Source organism: Mesorhizobium sp. M4B.F.Ca.ET.089.01.1.1 (genome assembly GCF_004022605.1).
Classification (GTDB): Bacteria; Pseudomonadota; Alphaproteobacteria; order Rhizobiales; family Rhizobiaceae; genus Mesorhizobium; species Mesorhizobium abyssinicae.
This window is the reverse complement of the sequence record NZ_RZOS01000862.1, coordinates 1-1,244: the sequence shown is the minus strand read 5'-3', so window position 1 is coordinate 1,244 and position 1,244 is coordinate 1. Positions and strand designations below refer to the sequence as shown.

General features: G+C 67.5%; 1 protein-coding gene. It reads left to right on the top strand.

All coding sequences use genetic code 11. The features are described from left to right. The first annotated feature begins 132 nt into the window (after nucleotides 1-132). Nucleotides 133-1,173, top strand: coding sequence for a LacI family DNA-binding transcriptional regulator (locus EN780_RS34590; protein WP_128276491.1), 1,041 nt, complete (start codon nucleotides 133-135; stop codon nucleotides 1,171-1,173). Nucleotides 1,174-1,244 lie beyond the last annotated feature (71 nt).

Below are 1,244 nucleotides of genomic sequence, written 5' to 3'. Positions count from 1 at the left end.
TCCCCACCTTCCCCTAACCTCCCTGTGAGAAAACCTTTTCCCAAATCCCCTTCGCTCGTTGACCTCACCCGTCATCACCGCGCAGGGCGATAAGAGAAAACCTTTTCCCAACTCAGGGATGCGCCTCGACACATGTCCTCCGACGCCTTGCCAGCGCCAGCCCCGGTCACCCTACGTGAGGTGGCATTGGCCGCCGGCGTCAGCGTGGCGACGGCCTCGAAGGCGCTGAACGGGCAGGGGCGGATGACGGCGGAGACGCGCGAGCGTATCCGCGAGACGGCGCAGCGGCTTGGCTTCCGGCCGAACAGCCTGGCGCAGAGCCTGCTGCGAAAACGCTCCTTCACCGTCGGGCTGCTCACCAACGATACTTACGGCCGCTTCTCGCTGCCGCTGATGGCCGGCGTCTCCGATGCGCTGGTCGATGCCGGCGTCTCGGTCTTCCTGTGCAATGTCGAAGACGATTCGCGCCTCGGCCAGCTCCATGTCGAGGCCATGCTCGACAAGCGCGTCGACGGCATCATCGCCACCGGAAAACGCATCGACCGCCATCTGCCGATCGACCTCTCCAATCTGCGCATTCCGGTGATCTATGCCTTCACCCAGCCCGATCCGGGCTCGGTCGCCTTCGTCTCCGACGATGCCGGCGGCGCGCGGCTGGCGGTCGAGCATTTTTGTGGGCTCGGACGCCGGCGCATCGCCCATGTCAGCGGGCCGGCGAGTTTTGCCGTCGTGCATGAGCGCGCGCGTGCCTATCGCGAGGTGCTGGCCGAGCACGGCCTGCCGGCCGCCGAGCCGTTGCTCGGCGCCTGGTCGGAAGGCTGGGGGCATGAGGCGGTGGCGAAACTGTTCGACGGCAAGGGCAGGGCGGAGACGCCGGACGCCGTCTTCTGCGGCAACGACCAGATCGCGCGCGGCGTCATCGATGCGCTGCGCGAGCGCGGCATCGGCGTGCCCGAGGAGGTCGGCGTCATCGGTTTCGACAATTGGGAGATCGTGGCCGAGGCGACGCGCCCGCCGCTGACCTCGGTCGACATGAACCTGGCGACGCTCGGCCGCGAGGCCGGGCTCGCTTTGCTTTCGCTCGTCGGCGGCCAAGCGGCCGCGCCGGGCATTCGAAAACTGCCGTGCCGGCTGGTGGTGCGTCAGTCATGCGGCCGCCCAGTGGGCGGCTAGGAGAACGCGCGGCGCGATCTGGGAGAGCGCCGCAATAGGGAGGAGAACCAATGAGGAGGAGAACCATGAAG

What these genes read in the sequence shown, in the direction of transcription:
- EN780_RS34590 (WP_128276491.1), top strand. Translation starts at nt 133, where the DNA reads ATGTCCTCCGACGCCTTGCCAGCGCCAGCCCCGGTCACCCTACGTGAG.